Here is an 18,069-nt window from a genome sequence, read left to right as displayed (position 1 = left end):
TCGAAGCGAGACGAGGAGACCAGAATGGCCACCGTCCTGAACGCCAAGGGAGTCGCACTCCCCTACAGCGGGTCCTCGACAAAGTGGTACTCGGCGACGAATTCCGGCCCGGCACTTTATGGCAGCATCTACAACGACTCGATCTACGGCGACGCTAGCGTCAGCGTCACGATGTATGGCGGCAAGGGCGACGACATTTACTATCTGTATTCCACGAAGAACATGGCGGTCGAACTGGCCAATGAGGGTGTCGACACCATCTCGACCTGGATGAGTTACAGGCTGCCAGCGAATTTCGAGAACCTGACGGTCACGGGCGACAAACACTATGCTTTCGGAAACGCGGCGAACAACATCATTACCGGCGGCTCCGGCCAACAGACACTTGACGGCTTGAAGGGCGATGACGTTCTCAAGGGTGGATCCGGGGCGGATATTTTCGTCGTGGCTCCCGGCAACGGCAGTGACCTGATCCTGGACTTTGGCGCTACGGATACTGTGCGTGTCGGGAGCTACGGCTTCAACTCGTTCGAGCAGGTGCAGGCCAACATGGTCCAGTCGGGAGCAAACGTCCGGCTTAACCTGTCCGACACCGAGTTTCTCGTCTTCGCCAACAAGACCGTCGACCAGTTCACCGCAAGCCAGTTCGATCTGGCCCTCGACAGGTCGCATCTGGAACTCACCTTCGCGGACGAGTTCAACACGCTGAGCCTGTGGAACGGCTCGAGCGGCACCTGGGACTCGAACTTCTGGTGGGGAGGCGCGAACGGCAGCTCGCTCACGGGCAACAATGAGCTTCAATGGTATATCGATACCAGCTACGCCCCGACGAGTACCGTCAACCCGTTCAGCGTCAATGACGGTGTTCTCACGATTACCGCTGCCCGGGCTCCCGAGGCGATCAAGCCTTATATAAACAACTACCAATACACCTCAGGCTTGCTGACGACCTACGAATCCTTCGCACAGACCTACGGCTATTTCGAAATTCGGGCCGACATGCCCGAAAAGCAAGGCGTATGGCCGGCCTTCTGGCTTCTGCCGGAGGACGGTTCCTGGCCACCGGAACTGGATGTCATAGAGATGACCGGTCAGGATCCAAACAAGCTCCTTTTGACAAGCCACTCGAACGAGACGGGAAGTCAAACGACAGTGGCCTCGACGGCCTTTGCCGCGAATACAGAAGGGTTCCACACATACGGGGTGCTGTGGACAGAAGACGAACTCGTCTGGTATTTCGACGACGTCGAAGTTGCCCGTGCGGCAACGCCTGCCGACATGCACGACCCGATGTACATGCTGGTCGATCTGGCGGTTGGCGGCATAGCGGAAACGCCCGCCGACGGGCTCGCGACGCCAGCGGAAATGAAGATCGACTATATCCATGCCTACGCGCTGAGCGATTGGTTTGTCTAGAGCGGTTCAGCTTTGATAGAATCGCCGACCCGCTCTAACTCTTTGTTTTTACGCAATTCCGGACGGAAAATCGCTGCGCACTTTTCCTGGGAATTGCTCTAAAGCGCGTCGCATCCAAACGGATTCATGCGACGCGCTTTAGCTTCTTGTTTCTATGCACTCGTTGTCGCAAAACGCTGCGCATGCGGCTTGGGATGAAGTTTCTCAGTGGGCCAATGATGTCCGAGGCTCATCGGCGCGGACGGTGTCCGTACCGACATCCAGCAGATCCTCGGTCGATCCATCCATTTCACCATTGAGAACCTTATGTGCCCGAACGCGGTCGATATCGCCTTCCCACGCAGCGATGACAACGGTCGCAACGCAGTTGCCGATGAGATTGCCAAGCGCGCGGGCCATGCCCATGAACCAGTCGACGGACAGCACGAGCACCAGGCCGATCGCCGGGATCACGGGCACAGCCGATAGTGTTGCGGCCAGAACCACGATTGCCGAACCGGGCACGCCGTGGGCGCCCTTGGATGTAAGCAGCGCGATGCCGAGAACAACCAGAAGATCGGAGGTGGAAAGTGGTGTGTTCGTCGCCTGCGCGATGAACACGGCGGCCAAGGTAAGGTAGATCGAGAAGGCGTCGAGATTGAACGAATATCCGGTCGGAATGACAAGACCTACGGTCGAGTCCTTGATGCCCATATTCTCCAGCTTGCGCATCACCTGTGGCAGGACACTGTCTGACGATGCCGTACCCAATACGATGGTCAGTTCTTCGCGCAGATAGGCAAGGAACTTGATGAGGCTGAATCCGGCCATCCTCATGATCAGGCCCAGTATGCCGAAGACGAATATGATGACGCTGGCGTAGAACAGGGCGACAAGATAGCCGAGTTGCTGCAGCGAGCCGATCCCGTATTTCCCGACCGTGAAGGCGATGGCACCGAACACGCCGATGGGCGCAAGTTTGACGATAAAGCCTATGATCTTGAACAGAACGTCGGTGATGATCTCGATGATATTGACGACCGGCCGTCCGCGTTCGCCGAGCAGGCAGAGACCCGCACCGAACAACAGGGCAATCAACAGGACCTGCAAGATATCGCCTTTTGTGAAAGCATCGAAAATGGTCGTCGGGATGATGCGCATGAGGACGTCCACGGTGCTCGTGACTTGTCCGACCTTATCGGTATAGGAGCCGAGGGCGCCTGCATCGAGCATCGAGGGATCGATGTTCATGCCGGCGCCGGGCGCGAAGAAATGAGCAATGAGGAGGCCCATGACCAGAGCCACGGTCGTGACCGCCTCGAAATAGAGGATGGCCTTTACTCCGACGCGGCCGACTTTCCGCAGGTCGCCCGCGCCGACGACACCATGGACGACGACGCCGAACACGAGCGGTGCGATAATCATCCTGATGAGCTTGATGAAGCCATCACCAAGCGGCTTCAATTGGGTTGCGAATTCCGGCCAGGCGACACCGACGACAACGCCAAGCAGTAGGGCGACCACGACCTGTCCGAACAGGGATTTCATGAGATTTGGCATGCTCTCCTCCATGGAGGCCAGTCATATGGCTGGCAGATTTATCGAGGGCTCGAGAAGCTTTGACCGTAGGCAGGGGCGTTTGCCGCCAATTGGCAGCTGCGTCCGGCCGACACTCGCTCCGGTTCCTCGGTTCCCATCCTGATTCGAAGATCAGGTTTTTTCTATTTTGCGAATTTTTGTCGATGGAGTGCAATATGTCCAATATATTGTTCGGCTAGTTCTATATGAAAAAGATATAAAACATGGGAGCCCGGCATGGAGCTGCGTCATCTGCGATATTTCGTGGCCCTGGCCGAAGAGCTGAGCTTTACGGCGGCGGCCGCACGAATGAACATTTCGCAGCCGCCACTCAGTCAACAGATCAAGGATCTTGAGAGGGGAGGTGGGCACGGTGTTGTTCGAGCGCACGAGCCGCAGGGTCAAGCTGACGCCCGCCGGCATAAGCTTTCTTGTGAATGCCCGCACGATACTTACCGGGGTCGAGCATGCCGCAAAGGACGCGCGCGACATCGGTGCAGGACAGGTCAGCGTGATCAATGTCGGCACGACCGGTTCAGTTCTACTTGGGCCGTTGGCTGAACTCATCGCGATTTTTGGCAAGCGCTATCGGGACGTGGTCATCCGCATTCATGAAATGGGCCCCCAGGCGCAGCAGGCGGCTTTGCTGGCCCGTCGCATTGATGTCAGCTTCATTCGGCGACCGCCCCATGAAGCTGATTTGATCACGCGGCTCGCCTGGCATGAAATGTCGGTGTCGTTCTGCCGGCGGCGCATCGGCTGGCTGTTTATGATCAGCTTCCGCTGTCCGCGCTGAAGAATGAAAGTCTGGTGTTCCTGAGATTGAGCGATTCACGGTTCGCGAGATATCTGAGGGATTGCTGCATCGAAGCCGGATTCACGCCGCAGATTTCGCACGAGGTCGTCGAATCCTATTCGCTGACCAGCCTGGTTGCTGCCGGCCTCGGCATCGCGCTTGTGCCGGAATGCGTTCAAAAGCTATCGCGGCCGGGAGTCGTGTACCGGCCTCTTGACGCTCCGGCCCCTACGGCGGACGTTCAGATCATGTATCGTCCGGACCGGTCGGAAGCGATCGAGCGGCTTATCGGCTTGGCTGGCGAGGTTCTCAATCCAGGCCCGCCACCTGGGGAGATCACCTCAAGATAGCCAGCGAAAGCCTGTATTGGCGCCCTCGTATTCGAATCTCACATTCGCTTTGAACACGTGGTGCTGAGGTGTTGCCCTGACGCTGTAATGCCGAGAGCATCCAGCCGGTCGCGACACGGCAAGGCCGGGTCAATGGCGGGACCAGGGTCCCGGAAACGCCTTGACATAAATTGGTATCCATTTGGTATACTGGGCAGCCGACGGATTCTTGCACCACGAACCAGGCCCTTTAAGGCCTCCCATAACCGCGAGGCGACAGAGAAGAGAAAAATGGCAGATTTTACCGGAAAGAACGTCGTTGTGACCGGCGGCGCCGGCGGCATCGGTGAAGCGACAGCATTGGGCTTCGCGCAAAAGGGCGCCAATGTGATCATCATCGATTGGTCGCAAGATGCCCTGGACAGGCTATGGAACGGTTGCGCGCAAAGGGTACGGTCTCAAGCGTCGCCCTCGACGTCACCGATCGCGACGCCGTCGAGGCCGCCTTTGAGAAGATCGAGGAGATTGGCGGCACGGATGTCCTGGTGACCAGTGCGGCCATCGTCAAGACCGGGGCCATCCTGGATTTCGAACCACGCGACTGGGAGCGCATTCTCTCGGTCAATCTGACCGGCACCTTCAATTGTTGCCAGTTCGCCGGCCGGCAGATGGTGGCCAAGGGCGAGGGGCGTATCATCACCGTCAGTTCGGTGAACGGCCAGATTGCCAATACCGGACGTGGCGCCTATTCCTGCAGCAAGGGCGCTGTCGACATGTTGACGCGCCTGCTGGCGGCGGAACTCGGCGACAAGGGTGTGACCGCCAATGCCGTCGCACCAACGCCTGTCGATACGCCGATGATCCTGCAGGTGCATGGGCCGAAGGACCGAGCGATCTGGGATGCGCAAATTCCCGCAAGGCGGTACGCAAAGCCCGAAGAAGTTTCGGCAGCCATCCTTTTCCTGGCCTCTCCGGCAGCCGCCTATATCAACGGTCACATTCTGAATATCGACGGCGGCTTCATGGCGTCTGGCGTCCTCATTCGCTAGGCGCTGCGAAACCCGCACACCCGGGCCGGTATAGGCCAGGCGTTCAATTTGTCAGCGCGGCAACGTCCACAAGTCGCATTGCGGTGGGGTTTCAACTTCCGCCGACCGAGGGTCTTGCGGTGACCTGCAGGTCGCTTGTCTCGCAAATCCGATTAGAATAGCCCTTTCAAAGGCAGTCACGCATTGGCACGCAGAACAATTCAAGAGGCAGTGAATTCAATGACCGAACGGGATGCTTGGAAAGTGACGCGTGAACTGCGCGACGCGATCTTGCGGCTGGAACTGCGTCCTGGTCGAAGCCTCGACGAGGCAGCACTTGCCGAGGCGTTGTCGGTTTCGCGCACACCGGTACGTGAAGCCATCATCCAGCTGATCGCTGACGGACTGGTCGTGCGCGAAGGGCGTTCTGCAAAGGTGGCGCCCCTCGACTTCGATGATTTGCCCAAGCTCTATGACGCCCTGTTGATCGCCAGCCGCATGGTGCACCGCCTTGCGGCCCAAAACCGCACGGACGAGGATTTGAAGCGGATCACCGAGCAGATGGAACTGTTCAAGGACGCGGTGGCCTCCGGTGATGGCGTCGGCCGCTCCGAAACCAATTTCTCGTTTCACATGGCGATCGCCAAGGCTGCGGACAACCGGCATTTCTCCGCCTTCTATGAACAGACTTTGATTGGCTCCATTCGAATTGCGCGCGCCTGCTTCGTCAGCGCCGCCAATGAAGACGAAAATGACGTTCGACTGCACCTCGCCGAAACCGTGCGCCAGCATGATCTGATATTCGACGCCATAAAGGCGCATGATGCCGAGCGTGCCGACGAATACGCCACGCTGCATCACAACCTGACCAAACAGCGCATCAAACGAATAATGTTTTCGGGCGCGCCGGTGTTGAACGGAAAGCTAGATCTCGCGGTGGAATGGAATCTCCCCTGAGAGCCATTGCAGGAACAGCGTCGCGGACCGCGAGAGCCGGCGCTGTTGATTGGGAACCACATGCAGGGCAACCGGCAGGATTTCCCCTGCGCCGAATGGCGCTACCAGCCGCCCCGAGGTGAGGTAGGCCGCCGCATAGGTCGACATGACGGCCGTAATGCCGCCAGCGCACGCTGCAATCTCCAATGCCGCTGCCGCATTGTCGGCCTTGATCGGCGCCTTTTGTAGCGCGACGACCATGTTTTCCTGCTTCGCCCAAAGATCCAGTAACTGCATCCTGCCCTGCACATAGACGAGCCGGGCGGCGTTGAACCAGTCTGCACTGGGTCGCGCGCCGGCCTGGCGAGCGGTCTCGGGGTCGCAGAGAAGCATCAGTCGTTCTTCTCCCAATTGCACGGCACCCGTTAGCGGCTGCAACGGATCGAGCGCCAGAATGCTGAGATCCGCCAGTTCCACGTTGGGGTCGGTCCAGATCGTGCTGTTCAGCCGCACCTCGATCCGCGGATGGGCGGCGGAAAAGCGACCCAGATGCCGCGCAAGCCACAGTGTGACGAAGCTGAGCGGGGCTGAAACCGTCACGCTGGTCTGCGCCTGTGCGCCCAGCAGCCCCTCGGTCGCTGCCTCGGCCCGATCCAGAGCCTCGGCTATTCCGGGCAGATAGGCGGTGCCGACTTCGGTCAACTCCAAACCGTTGCTGCGGCGGTGGAAGAGTGGCCTGGTGAAGAATTGCTCCAGCGCCCGAACCCGTTGGCTGATCGCCCCTTGCGTACAATTCAACTCCTCGGCGGCGCGGGTAAAGCTCAGATGCCGGGCTGCCGCTTCAAAGGCTTCCAGATAGATGAGATGCGGCAGGTTTCGCATGATGAAGACCCTCTTGAGGTTTTCCATGCATTACAAAAACGAGGTCACTGGGTAAAGAACGATTTCTTGCGCCAAGCCGGCCTGGCGGGTTTTCTAAGGCTCGATCCCAGCTGCTGAACCGCAGGAAACCATGCCTTTCTCCTTGCTGAAATACGGTCTGCGCGCCAGGCACGCTTCCTTTCGCGACATTCCTCTGACGCCCGAGCTGAAGCGATCCTACGACGTGGTGGTCATCGGCGGCGGCGGTCACGGTCTTGCGGCGGCTTACTACCTGTCCAACGTGCATGGCATTCGCAATATAGCCGTGCTGGAGAAAGGCTATCTCGCGGGCGGCAATACGGCGCGCAACACCACCACGATCCGCTCGAACTACATGACCGAGGAATCGATCCGCTTCTACAAGGAAGGCGTCGAACTCTTTGAGACGATGTCGCGGGATCTCGGCTTCAACGTCATGTTTTCGCAGCGCGGGCAGCTGACGCTCGCGCATTCCGAAGCGACGCTGCGCAGTTTCCATCTGCGTGCCGAGATGGGCAAGCATGTGGGCACCCGCATCGAAGTGGTCGATGTCCAGACGGTGAAGGAGCTTTGCCCGCATCTGAACCTCGATCTCGGTGGCCAGCACGAAGTGATGGGCGGGCTCTGGCATGCCGACGGCGGCACTGCCCGCCATGATGCCGTGGCATGGGGTTATGCCAAGCATGCCAGCGAGCGTGGCGTGGAGATCCACCAGCGTACCGAGGTCACTGGCTTCGAGCGCGCGGGCGACCGGGTCACCCACGTCAAGACCAACCGCGGCGCGATTGCCGCCGGGCAGGTGCTGCAGGCCGTGGGCGGGCTCAATGGCCAGGTCGCCGCCATGGCGGGCATCCAGCTGCCGATACGCTGCTTCCCACTGCAGGCAATGGTGACGCAGCCGTTGAAGCCATTCCTGCACATACTTGTCTCATCCGCCAATTTGCACACCTATCTGGTGCAATCCTCCCGTGGTGAGGTCGTCATCGGGGGCGGCTCCGACCCTTACCAGCTGGCGTCGACCCGCTCGACGCTGGACCAGAAGGAACATCTCGCCGAAGGCGCGCTGCACCTCTTCCCCTTCCTGCACAAGGTTAAGCTGCTGCGGCAATGGGCGGGGATCACCGACATGACGCCGGATTACAGCCCGATCATGGGAGCCTCACCGCTGCAAAACTACTGGCTCGACTGCGGATGGGGAACGTGGGGCTTCAAGGCGACGCCGGTGGCCGGCAAGCGTATGGCCGAGACCATCGCCAGCGGGCGCGTGCCCGATGTCTTGAAACCATTCGACCTGCGCCGGTTCGACAGCTTTGCGCTGCTGAATGAAATGGGCGCCACGGCCGCCAGCCATTGACGAGGCTTCGATGAAACTTCTGACCTGCCCGGTGAATGGGCCTCGCAACATTACCGAATTTCAGTATCTCGGGCCGGTCCGCGCGGCCAGCGCCGAACAGCCCGAGCAACTGATCGAGTCCCTGTTCTACGGAGAGAACCCGCTCGGCGTGATGCGCGAATGGTGGCGGCACACCGCGTCCAACACCGTGTTGATCGCCGAACGCCACACCGTCAGCGACCAGATTGTTGCCACCTATCTTCCCAGCCGAAAGCCCGCCTGACATGACCGAACGGTTGCCGCTTCCCTGGGGATCGCGTCTCGATCGCACCCGCAAGATCCGCTTTGAATTCGACGGCCGCGCGCTCGAAGGTTTCGCCGGCGACTGCATTGCCTCCGCCATGGCTGGAACCGGCCGCTGGATCCTGTCGCGCTCATTCAAATACCACCGTCCGCGCGGAATTCTGACCATGGCCGGGCAGGACGCCAACACGCTGGTGCAGCTGCCGGATGAGCCCAATGTCCGCGCTGATCTGCGCCCGATTGCCGAAGGGTTGAAGGTCACTGCCCAGAACGTCAGCGGAACGGCCGAGCACGACCGTGGCGCGGTGCTCGACAGGCTGGGGCGCTTCATGCCCGTCGGATTTTACTATCGCAGCTTCTTTCGCCCCGGCGCGAAGAGTTGGTTGAAATTCTGGGAGCCGATGATCCGTAAGTCGGCCGGCCTCGGCAAGGTCGATCCGGCCGCCGATCACGGCCACTACATCAAGGAAAACCTGCACACCGACGTGCTGGTCGTGGGCGCGGGCCCGGCCGGTCTGTCGGCCGCCATCAAGGCAGCCGAAGCGGGGGCACAGGTGCTGCTGGTCGATCTGAACCCGGAGCTCGGCGGCGCCCTGACCTATGCGCGCTTCGGGCTCGAGACGGCAGAGGCGGAGGCAACCCTGAAGACGCTGCGCGAAGCGGCCGGAAAGCTCGGCAATCTACGGGTGCTGACCGGTGCGACATGCAATGGCTGGTTTGCCGACAACTGGCTTCCGGTGCTGCAGGGCGAGATGCTCTATCGAGTTCGCGCCAAGCAGGTCGTGGTGGCCGCAGGTTCGCATGAACAGCCGCTGGTGTTTCGCAACAACGACCTGCCGGGTATCCTTTTGTCGTCCGCGGCGCAGAGACTGATGCGCCATTATGCGGTTGGTCCTGGCCAGCGCGCCGTGGTCTTTGCCGGCAACCGGGATGGATATCTCACTGCCCTCGACCTTCTCGACGCGGGCGTATCGCTGTTCGCCGTTCTCGATCCCGCCGCCGATGCGTCCGGCAAGATCCTCGCGAAGCGCCTCATCGAGCGCGGCATTCGGATCATCCCGAACGCTACCGTCACGGAAGCATTGGGGACCGGAGGCAATCGCCATATCCGAGCCATCCGCTTCAGCACACCCGAGCGTGGCGCGGAACAGCTGGACTGCGATCACCTGGTGGTCGCGGCTGGCTACACGCCATGTTACCAGCTCCCCCTGCATGCCGGGGCAAAGCTGGGATTTGACGAGGCCAGTCGGCAATTCGTGCTGAGCAATCTGCCGGAAGCGTTTCACGTTGCCGGATCGGCGGCAGGATATTTCGACCTGAAATCGGTGCTGCGCAGCGGCGAGATCGCGGGCGCGGCCGCAGCGCAGGGCGCCGGCCATGTCTGCGTCCACCCGGACGTCATCCCGGATGCCAGTGCGCCGGAGATGAACTGTCTCCAGGAACTATCCCCCCATCCCAAAGGGCGGGATTTCGTGGATTTCGACGAGGATCTGCAGATCAAGGATATCAAGAATGCCGTCAGCGACGGTTATCGCGAGCTTGAACTGGTGAAGCGCTATTCGACCGTCGGCATGGGGCCGTCGCAGGGCCGGCATTCCGCCCTGGCAACGGCCCGGATCGTCGCTCGGGAGACCGGGCGCAAGGTGGGCGAAGTCGGGATCACCACCTCGCGTCCGCCTTTCGGCCCTGAAAAGCTTGGCCTGCTCGCAGGCCCGAACCATGTGCCCTACCGCCATACCGCCATGCATGCCGAACATGTCGCCGGCGGAGCGAAACTGGCACCGGTCGGGGCATGGTGGCGGCCGCTGCACTACGCCGGAAATCGCGACGTCAAGAAAGCGATCCGGGATGAGGTCACGCTTGTGCGCAATCAGGTCGCCATGCTGGATGTCTCGACCTTGGGGAAGCTGGCGATCCGTGGTCCGGATGCCGGCGCGTTCCTCGACCGGATCTATACGATGGCCCATGCCAGGCAGCCGGTGGGGCGCGTCCGCTACTGCCTTATGCTGAACGACATGGGATCGGTCATCGATGACGGGGTGGCTTTCCGCCTGTCCGAGACCGAATTCTATGTGACCGCCACCACCGGCGCCGTCGCCCGCGTCTTTACCGAGATGCTGTTCCTGAACACGCAATGGGGCATGCAGGTCGATATCCAGAACGTCACCGCCGCGTTCGCCGCGATCAATGTCACCGGACCTGCGGCCCGCAAGGTCCTCAAGGCCCTGGGAGGCGACATCGATCTCTCCCCGGACGGCTTCCCCTATCTCAATGGCCGTAGCGGCGTGATCGGCTTGTGCCCGGCTCGAATCATGCGCATCGGGTTTACCGGCGAGTTGAGCTACGAGCTTCACGTGCCGCAATCTTTCGGAGCGGCACTCTGGCGAAAGCTGCTGGAGGCAGGGGCACCCTACGGTCTGCAACCCTATGGGCTGGATGCCTCGCGTATCCTGCGTCTGGAAAAGGGGCATATCATCATTGGGCAGGATACCGATGCACTCTCGACGCCGGATGAGCTGAGCATGGGTTGGGCGCTGTCCAAGACCAAGGCCCGATATGTGGGGAAGACTGCCGTAGAAGCGCGTAGCAAGCTGGGCCTGAAGCGCAAGCTGTGCGGCTTCGAACTGCCCGAAGGGCACGGCATCCGGCTGGCGGAATCCTGCCTCGTGCTGCGGGACGGACGCCCGGTGGGCTTTGTCACATCGACCTGTTTGTCGCCAACCCTGAACAAATGGATCGGGCTCGCCTATGCCGACCCGCGTGATGCGACGCCGGGATCCAGTCTGCGCATACGGGGCCTGTGTGGCAAGGAACTGGAGGCCAGAGTGGTGCCTACCCCATTCTATGATCCCGAAAACCAACGGCAGGAGATGTAAGATGCTTCCGCGCCCCCATCCTGGAGTCTCAGTCGAGATTGAGCCGAGCTTACGCCACAGCGCCTTGGAGCAAAGCCTTGCGCGGAGAGATGCGCTCCCCGGAGCGCATGAGAACGTCGTTTTCGACTGTACCCAGACGGAGCGTTTTGGGCTGCGCGGGCTAGGTACGATGGACTGGCTCGGTGAAGCAGGTCTATCCGCACCCGAGGCGGTGAATACTGCGCTTACCCTGCCTTGCGGCACGTCGGTGTTGCGGCTGGGCCAACAGGAGGTGCTGCTGACGGCGCCTCCCGGTGGCAGCGGCGCGCGGTTGCGCGAGTTGCGCAAGGCCTGGCACGACAGCGAGCTTGCGGCCAAAGGATACGAAGCCTATCGCGACGAGGGCTGGGCGTGGTTCGTGATATCGGGTCCAGCGGCGCCTGCGTTGATGCGGCGGATCTCGATGGCCGATCTGAGGCCGGAGAGCCTGAAACCCGCTCATCTCGCCCAGACCCGCGCCCTGCATCTGGATGCGGTTGTGGCTCGTTTCGACCGTTTTGGCGCGGTGTCCTACGATATCTTCATCGACATCGCCTCGGCGGCGTTTGCGCTGGATGTCCTGACCGAGACCGCGGCGGGAACGGATGCAGGCTTTCAATTGGCGGCTCTTCACCCCGGGCAAGGGACTGTTCGTGGGAGGCGTGACGCTCCCGTTAGCGTTGGCGGAGCTCGGGTTGATCGATGAGTACGAGTTCGTGGTGCAGCCTAGGCTGGCGGGTCACGGGCCGACGCTGTTCGCGGGATTATCGAAGTATGTCGAGTTGAAGCTCGTGGGCCGGCAAGAGTTCGTCTCAGGGGCGGTCGCGATGCGGCATGAGCCTAGAGCGTAACCCGGCTGCCTGCATGCTGGGGAGCTCCTGTGAGACCGAGTGAAGCGAGTCGACACAGGTGTCCGCTTCTGGCGCGAAGCGGTAGTTCCCGGTCTGAACATTGGCGGACAAAGGCGGCACACTGAAATCGTTCGCCCAAATTCAACTGGACCATTGCCATCGAACGGTCATTTATTGTCTATTTCAGATGTTTAGCGTGATTTTGGTAGCGGGAGAGCGCTACCGCCTTTCCCCACATTCGGAAACCCTGCGATATTTTCTACGGTGTTGAGCGTGATGGACCTGTCTTGTGCTGCAAAGACCGGTGGGAACGGGAAAGTCTGACCCAAAGCCGACGCACGGTTTCCACGACGCGAACGGCAGCTTTGCGCCGCAACTCTGCCGTTGCGGCCATCTTTGCCACTGCCTGAAAGCGGACGCTAGTAGCGACCTAGCGCAGGTCGGTAGGGAAGCGAATCAAAACAGTAGACTCAGTTGTTGTCGATCGCTACCTATAGTCGACCGGAGGATAAGTTGGAGCGCCGTCTCGCCGCCGTTCTTTTCGCTGATGTGGTTGGATACAGTCGGCTTATGGAGGCAAGTGAAGCTGCCACGTTCGCCGCCCTCAGGACTCGTCAAAGCGAAATTCTGGAACCATTGGTAGCTGCGCACAATGGTCGAGTCGTCAAGCTAATGGGCGACGGTATTCTATTGGAATTTCCAAGTGCTGTTAGCGCGGTAGAATGTGCCCTGGGGCTGCAAGGGGCCATGGCCACGGCGAACAACAACGTGGCCCCGGAAAAGCAAGTCCTCTACCGCATGGGAATCAATATTGGCGACGTCATCGCGCAGGGCGACGACATATACGGTGAGGGTGTCAACATCGCCGCTAGGCTGGAGCACGAGGCGGATCCCGGCGGCATCGTAATTTCCGAAATGGTATTTGGACAAGTCCACGGAAAAGGCAATTTCCAGTTCGAAGATTTGGGTGAGCGTTCGCTCAAAAATATTACGCGCCCGCTGCGCATATATAGTGTGTCGGGTGGCCGTTCCTCGGGTACCAGCCGAAATGAGAATCAGCCCAAGAAGGTCGGTCTATCAATAGCTGTTTTGCCGTTCGCAAATATTAGCGGCGATCCAGAACAAGAATATTTCAGCGATGGCATTACGGACGATATTATTACGGATCTATCGAGAATTTCCGCCTTAAAGGTGCTTTCTAGGAGTACGGCGTACTCGTTCAAAGGACGCAAGATCAAGGTCAATCGGATCGCTCAGGAGCTTCAGGTCGCATACGTGCTCGAGGGGAGCGTCCGCAAGTCTGGTGGCCGTGTGCGCCTAAGCGCTCAGCTTATCGACGCGATGAAGGACACTCATGTTTGGGCGGAGCGCTACGACCGCAATTTCAGCGACGTGTTTGCTCTGCAAGACGAACTATCAAGCGCGATTGTTGCTGCGCTGAAAGTTCGTCTGCTTCCCGAGGAGCGCGAGGCGATCGTAACACGCTCCACTCACGATACCGAAGCATATCGACTTTACCTGATGGGCCGTCGCTACTTCGAAATCCGCGGTGCGCGCAACTACGAGATCGCGCTGCGCGCATGCAAGAAGGCAATAGGACTGGATCCAAACTACGCCCGCGCATGGGCGTTATCAGCCCTATGTCTTTGTTACCTAAATTTTTGCGGCAGGACTTCCGATTCTGGATTTGAAGCAGCGAAGAGGGCTCTGGAGCTAGACCCAACTTCGGCGGAGGCCCACGCTGCCATGGGGCGCATCCTAGCTGAAAGAGGAAAGTTCGAAGAAGCACTTGTCTCACACCGGGAATCTCTTAGGTTAGACTCTCACTCATTTGATGTGCATCAGAATTTCGGAACCACGTGTTCCGAGTGTGGCATGAACGTAGAAGCTATAGAGCACCTCGAACTGGCATCTGGCCTGCTCGATACAGATTATACCGCACTCAATTTGATGGCCTTAGCCCTGAAATCACTGGGTCGACACGAGGAGTCGACTACCGCCACATACCGCGCGCTAGAGAGAATCGAAAAAGCGGTAGCCGCGCGTCCTGACAACGCGAATTCCCTTGCGCACGGGGCTTTAGCTCTAGCCCGTCTAGGTGAAAGAGAGCGCGCAGGCGAATGGATTGAGAGGGCCTTGATTATCGATCCCGATGACGCAACGGACCAATATAATCTCGCCTGCGCCTTGGCGCAAATAGGAGAGATAGATAAGTCTATAGATTTGTTGGAAGCATGTGTTCCAAGGATGCCTCAAGAGTTTGCCTTATGGATCCCGAAGGATCTCGATCTCGCACCGGTCCGAGATCACCCTCGCTACGTCGTCTTGTCGGAAGCTTGCCAGGCGAAGTTGCAGCAAGGCGCAATGGGACATGCCGTGTGACTTGCATAGAGATTCCCTATGTGAAATCGCGAATGATCGGATTATCCATTGCGGCCCGAAATTCGGCGAAGAAAATCGTTTCCTCGAACTCAAATAGTTGATTTTTAGGCAACTGCCCTGTTTCCAAGTATTGGTTCATTGCAGCTAGTAACTCAAGGGCGTCTCGCTTTTTCTGGTCGACTCGGTTTTGCGAGAACCAATTAGTCACTTCGGTGTTGATTCGACCATCTGGTGCGCAGCGCACGTTGTAAGCATCGATCGCGTTAGCAAGATTTCTGCGCGCATAATATGTTGCTGAAGCGATTTCTTCGATTTCACGGGCTGCTCGCGTCGCGATCTTGTTGAGAGCGACGGCTTCTCTCAAAGTGTATCGTATGTTGATTAGGGCCTCCGAGGTTTGTGGGAAGCCAAGCTCCGCAGGGCCGTGTTCAATTGCAACCTCATCATCGCGCGTTATTCGCCCGCTAACAAAGTCGTGAAAGATCGCTCCAATTCCGATCATCCCGCATGGGTAGAGTTCTGCGGCCCGGATCGCGCCCATGCTTGCGGCGCCAAAAACAGCACATCCGCCGTTCAGCGCCCAAAGAATCTCTTTGTGCAGGACAGACGGAACAGTCCTGAAGCATCCGTCAATAAGGCCAATCATACGCGCGCCGGCCGCTGCGGCACGGTAAATGTCTCCGCGTTGTGCTGGTGGGCGCCAATCAAATGATGCGCCCTTGGGAACCGATCGCAACGTGGGCCCAACAAATAGGACAGGTTTCATTGCGAAAGCTTAGCCGCTCTTGCGCGTCGGCCCTTTGTGTATCCCACGGCATACGGATAGGTTTCCAAGCCAGGCACTACTACCCTAACAAACGAAAGGTGCGAGGAGCGGCTCTTTAGATCAACAACAATGGCTTGTCGAAAGCCCGCCACAACAAGGCGACTGACCAGCCATTTCAGCAGTCCTGACGCTGTTCGGTCCGAGCACTCTGAATCGCGAAGCCGTATCTCTGCGGTCCAAGTGTCGTTCGGCGCTTTGGCGGAATAGTGGCGTGGTCTCAGGTCGTCGCGGGCCCCCGAAATCAAAAGAACGCGGGTTTGAATAGCCTCAAACAATGCACGCCGGAGAGCTATGGCGGGTAGTGGATGGCAACCTGCTCCATCCGTGGCGACGGGGATGCCTACAGGCCCCTTTTCACGCTCGACCAAACGACAATAGTAGCAAGGCACGCCAATCTCAGTAGTTATGTCCCAAGCAGTGACGGCAATGCCAAGGCTCCGACACCTCGCATATTGGTTCTGGGATTCGTCGTCTTCGATGGCCCTCCAATCGACCCTTCCAAAGCTGCCCGGCTGCGATGCCTTGAAGAGAGCGATGGCATCACCCTCGATGACCTCGCACAATGCATGAGTTGCCGCATCATTGTAGCAGCTGCCCCCGCCAAGCCCGTTGCTGCAGACCACAAAGCCGTCATTTTTCTGCAACGTCTCGCTTCTGAAATCGGTGTGCACTAGTCCGAAAGGAACGGCTGCGGTTTCGCCTGAGATCAACTCTAACCCTGTCGCCATACGCAGCCATGGCTTTGCTGCCTTAGGGGCTTCTTTGTCAACTGTGTGCGGGAGGTCTGATAGATCGGGAACTACGCAATCACGGGGAAGCTCGCCAAACGGAATCCAGTCAGCAAATCGCTCTGCATGGAAAATCTCCAACCCTTCCATCAGTCCAGAGATACACGCCTGTGAAATCGTCGAGCCCTTTCCAGATGAAACTGTAAGGGCCCGTGAATTTGGGCGAACCACTGACGTAACGCAGAGTCCAATTTCGTCCAATCCAGTTATGTCTGCCACCCTGGTAATGCCGGCCTCCGGTATCAATTCCCAGCATGCAGCTAATGCAGGACTGAGGGTCGCGGAACCACGGAGGACGGCTGCGGATGAAGAACAAAGGACTCGTTCCGCAGCGCAATTCTCTCGCCCAAGGGTTTGCTTGCGCACCACCGCTTCACGAGACCGCTAGTTGCGGCCCATGATAACCATACCGTCACCAATTGTGATCGGTTCATAAATCGGCACCGTTCCTTTCCCTCCAAGCCGAAGCTGAACGGCACCGGAAATGTTGATGACATTGCCACGTATCGAATCTAGCGCTTTCGTAATTTGCTCATCGACATACTTCCACCTTTTGTCGCCGAGATTCCGGTCGAATCCGACAAGTGCGTTCCCCGGAATTGCGTAAAGTCTCTTGTCCGCCTCACCTCCACCAGCGTCAATCGGCTGAATGTCCACTTGGACAAAAAGCGTTCCGTTTATGGTTCGCTTCTCATCATCACTTAGCTTATCGCCTACGAAGTAGCTGAAAAGAGCTGCCCGAAATTGCAACAAATCCTTGTCAGAAGATCTTATCGCATGAAGGTCCGCTCGTGCCAGCGCCGCGCGATTTAATACAATCGGCACGTAGCCAGCGACGAAATCATTGAAATCCTTGCAGTCAGATTGACGAATGCCACCGTTGACCTTTGGAGACTCGCCTGCTTCAAGTTTCTTCTTCGATTCTTTATTGTCTTCGAAAAAGTACGTCATATGATCGATTTCTTTGGGGGAACCGGCATCCAACCAATTTTTGTATCGGACGTAGAACTCCTCGTTTCCCTCTTCAATCCATTTATCGACATCCGGATCGGCGGTATAAGTTGCACAGAAGTTAGGATCACCTGCAGGCATATTTCCCTCCTCATCAACAGAATTAGGTCGTATAGAAGCCGAGGCTGCGTGTCAGCATTTTTTACTAGTCCGGTTGCGGTACAATGCGGTTTGTGCCATCTTCGTGTGCATTCGGGTAGCCGAAAAATATGAGCACACCGTCGCCCATGTATTTGGCGATGAAACCGCCGAGCCTACTTCCTCAGTCACCGCCGACTGATAGCTGGCGATTACCTGCCGGAAGTCCTCTGGATCGAGCTCTACAGAAAGTTTGGTTGACCCGACCAGGTCACAAAACATCACCGTCAACTGACGGCGCTCTGCCACCCTATCATCGGCGCCTGTGTCTTTGCTGTAGGTGACAACGGCAGGCTCAACACGCAGTGCCGCAATCTCGGAAAGCAGCTTACGTCGATGGCCAACGAGGGCAACACCAAGATCCTTTAGATCGTCAGTGGTCAAATGATGCAATATCTCGGCATCGACAGCGTTCTCCTCGAACGCAGCTGCGTACTGGCCAAGGCCTAAGCTTCGCAGCCAACTGCCAACGTCCATGGACGTCCCCGATTGGAGTGATCCGCAAGAACTTAGTGTAATCGAGCTGGAGCGAAGGAACTAGCACCTACTGCCCGTTAGTCCGCCGCCGAGTGTTCGAACAT

The 18,069-nt window shown here is 58.5% G+C and carries 16 protein-coding genes and 1 pseudogene; 11 read left to right on the top strand and 6 right to left on the bottom strand.

Annotated elements, in window-relative coordinates:
- Positions 1 to 24 precede the first annotated feature (24 nt).
- Entirely contained in the window at positions 25 to 1,416 is a 1,392-nt protein-coding gene (locus ACFX5Q_RS05865) for a family 16 glycosylhydrolase (RefSeq protein WP_404276109.1), read from the top strand.
- A gap of 204 nt (positions 1,417 to 1,620) precedes the next feature.
- On the opposite strand, the gene ACFX5Q_RS05860 is transcribed toward ACFX5Q_RS05865, so the two are convergent.
- Positions 1,621 to 2,955: a dicarboxylate/amino acid:cation symporter gene (locus ACFX5Q_RS05860; RefSeq protein ID WP_404276464.1), complete on the bottom strand. Its 1,335-nt coding sequence runs from the start codon at positions 2,953 to 2,955 to the stop codon at positions 1,621 to 1,623.
- A 255-nt stretch (positions 2,956 to 3,210) separates the two neighbouring features.
- Between ACFX5Q_RS05860 and ACFX5Q_RS05855 the strand changes: the two genes are divergently transcribed.
- From ACFX5Q_RS05855 to ACFX5Q_RS05840, 4 genes and pseudogenes are all read left to right on the top strand, one after another.
- Positions 3,211 to 3,534, top strand: a complete 324-nt coding sequence (locus ACFX5Q_RS05855) for a LysR family transcriptional regulator (RefSeq protein WP_404276108.1) — start codon at positions 3,211 to 3,213, stop codon at positions 3,532 to 3,534.
- Positions 3,485 to 4,119: pseudogene (locus ACFX5Q_RS05850) on the top strand (LysR substrate-binding domain-containing protein). The gene ACFX5Q_RS05855 and the pseudogene ACFX5Q_RS05850 overlap by 50 nt, the downstream one beginning before the upstream one ends.
- Before the next feature lie 407 nt (positions 4,120 to 4,526).
- Complete coding sequence (locus tag ACFX5Q_RS05845) at positions 4,527 to 5,147, top strand: SDR family NAD(P)-dependent oxidoreductase (protein ID WP_404276107.1); 621 nt, start codon at positions 4,527 to 4,529, stop codon at positions 5,145 to 5,147.
- A gap of 183 nt (positions 5,148 to 5,330) precedes the next feature.
- Entirely contained in the window at positions 5,331 to 6,083 is a 753-nt protein-coding gene (locus tag ACFX5Q_RS05840; protein WP_404276105.1) for a GntR family transcriptional regulator, read from the top strand.
- On the opposite strand, the gene ACFX5Q_RS05835 is transcribed toward ACFX5Q_RS05840, so the two are convergent.
- Entirely contained in the window at positions 6,051 to 6,971 is a 921-nt protein-coding gene (locus ACFX5Q_RS05835) for a LysR family transcriptional regulator (RefSeq protein ID WP_404276104.1), read from the bottom strand. The genes ACFX5Q_RS05840 and ACFX5Q_RS05835 overlap by 33 nt on opposite strands.
- Before the next feature lie 103 nt (positions 6,972 to 7,074).
- Between ACFX5Q_RS05835 and ACFX5Q_RS05830 the strand changes: the two genes are divergently transcribed.
- The 6 genes from ACFX5Q_RS05830 (at position 7,075) to ACFX5Q_RS05805 (ending at position 14,725) form a co-directional block, all read left to right on the top strand.
- The gene (locus ACFX5Q_RS05830) at positions 7,075 to 8,316 is read left to right on the top strand and encodes an FAD-dependent oxidoreductase (protein WP_404276102.1); all 1,242 of its coding nucleotides are present in this window, start codon (positions 7,075 to 7,077) and stop codon (positions 8,314 to 8,316) included.
- Between the two features lie 10 nt (positions 8,317 to 8,326).
- Positions 8,327 to 8,578: a sarcosine oxidase subunit delta gene (locus ACFX5Q_RS05825; protein ID WP_404276100.1), complete on the top strand. Its 252-nt coding sequence runs from the start codon at positions 8,327 to 8,329 to the stop codon at positions 8,576 to 8,578.
- 1 nt (position 8,579) lies between these two features.
- Complete coding sequence (locus ACFX5Q_RS05820; RefSeq protein WP_404276099.1) at positions 8,580 to 11,474, top strand: 2Fe-2S iron-sulfur cluster-binding protein; 2,895 nt, start codon at positions 8,580 to 8,582, stop codon at positions 11,472 to 11,474.
- Positions 11,475 to 11,643: 169 nt separating this feature from the next.
- Positions 11,644 to 12,198 (top strand): hypothetical protein, encoded by a 555-nt coding sequence (locus ACFX5Q_RS05815; RefSeq protein ID WP_404276097.1) that lies wholly within the window; start codon positions 11,644 to 11,646, stop codon positions 12,196 to 12,198.
- Positions 12,098 to 12,343: a dihydrofolate reductase family protein gene (locus tag ACFX5Q_RS05810; protein WP_404276095.1), complete on the top strand. Its 246-nt coding sequence runs from the start codon at positions 12,098 to 12,100 to the stop codon at positions 12,341 to 12,343. The genes ACFX5Q_RS05815 and ACFX5Q_RS05810 overlap by 101 nt, the downstream gene beginning before the upstream one ends.
- A 513-nt stretch (positions 12,344 to 12,856) precedes the next feature.
- A complete protein-coding gene (locus ACFX5Q_RS05805) occupies positions 12,857 to 14,725 on the top strand; it encodes a tetratricopeptide repeat protein (protein WP_404276094.1) in 1,869 nt (622 codons plus the stop codon).
- Between the two features lie 16 nt (positions 14,726 to 14,741).
- Here the strand turns inward: ACFX5Q_RS05805 and ACFX5Q_RS05800 are convergent, their stop codons facing one another.
- The 4 genes from ACFX5Q_RS05800 to ACFX5Q_RS05785 form a co-directional block, all read right to left on the bottom strand.
- Positions 14,742 to 15,491: a TfuA-like protein gene (locus ACFX5Q_RS05800; protein WP_404276093.1), complete on the bottom strand. Its 750-nt coding sequence runs from the start codon at positions 15,489 to 15,491 to the stop codon at positions 14,742 to 14,744.
- Entirely contained in the window at positions 15,488 to 16,558 is a 1,071-nt protein-coding gene (locus tag ACFX5Q_RS05795; RefSeq protein WP_404276091.1) for a YcaO-like family protein, read from the bottom strand. The genes ACFX5Q_RS05800 and ACFX5Q_RS05795 overlap by 4 nt, the downstream gene beginning before the upstream one ends.
- Positions 16,559 to 16,723: 165 nt before the next feature.
- Positions 16,724 to 17,431 (bottom strand): hypothetical protein, encoded by a 708-nt coding sequence (locus ACFX5Q_RS05790; protein ID WP_404276089.1) that lies wholly within the window; start codon positions 17,429 to 17,431, stop codon positions 16,724 to 16,726.
- 51 nt (positions 17,432 to 17,482) lie between these two features.
- Positions 17,483 to 17,965, bottom strand: coding sequence for a hypothetical protein (locus ACFX5Q_RS05785; RefSeq protein WP_404276088.1), 483 nt, complete (start codon positions 17,963 to 17,965; stop codon positions 17,483 to 17,485).
- Between the last annotated feature and the right edge of the window lie 104 nt (positions 17,966 to 18,069).

This window comes from Mesorhizobium sp. IMUNJ 23033 (assembly GCF_044778005.1).
In the GTDB taxonomy this organism is placed as follows: Bacteria; Pseudomonadota; Alphaproteobacteria; order Rhizobiales; family Rhizobiaceae; genus Mesorhizobium; species Mesorhizobium amorphae_A.
This window is presented reverse-complemented; position numbering and strand designations above follow the sequence as displayed.